This is a genomic window from Bartonella vinsonii subsp. berkhoffii ATCC 51672, assembly GCF_902825225.1.
Lineage (GTDB): Bacteria > Pseudomonadota > Alphaproteobacteria > Rhizobiales > Rhizobiaceae > Bartonella > Bartonella berkhoffii.
The window spans coordinates 1-416 of sequence record NZ_CADEAK010000225.1 but is presented as its reverse complement, the minus strand read 5'-3'; the positions used below and the strand labels follow the sequence as shown (position 1 = coordinate 416).

The following is a 416-nucleotide window of genomic DNA, read 5'->3' as shown; positions in this document are numbered from 1 at the left end:
GGAGGAACGTAAACCCCGTCGTTTTGGAGCAGGTTGTAGTTATTCAACATTAGATGGTGCTGGTTTTGATGCTTATTCGATGCTTATCAGTTGTTTTGGTCTTGCGGAAGTCCTCATTTTTGGGATGATAGTATGCGGTATTTGTAGCAATAAAGAGGAATCCTATGATCTGAAAAATTTTTTTTTTCTTCTCGGTGGTACATTTATAAAACCTTGTATATTTACTCCTGATACAGATTTTAGGTCAGAACTGAAAAATCAGCAAGATGTCCTAGATAATTACACGACAAAAGTCATCAAAGGAAAGCTGGGTATAACGCCTATGTTCAATGGGAATTCATCAAGTAAAGTTGCTGTAGAAGTTTCAAATGGTTATTCACGCGATATCTATTTTGGAAGAAGTAATTTTACATCAA

Annotated in this window: 1 pseudogene; it reads left to right on the top strand. The window is 35.8% G+C overall.

Going from position 1 to position 416, the window contains the following annotated elements:
- Positions 1-416 (top strand): annotated as a pseudogene (locus tag J7R10_RS09035) (outer membrane protein assembly factor); the annotation flags it as partial.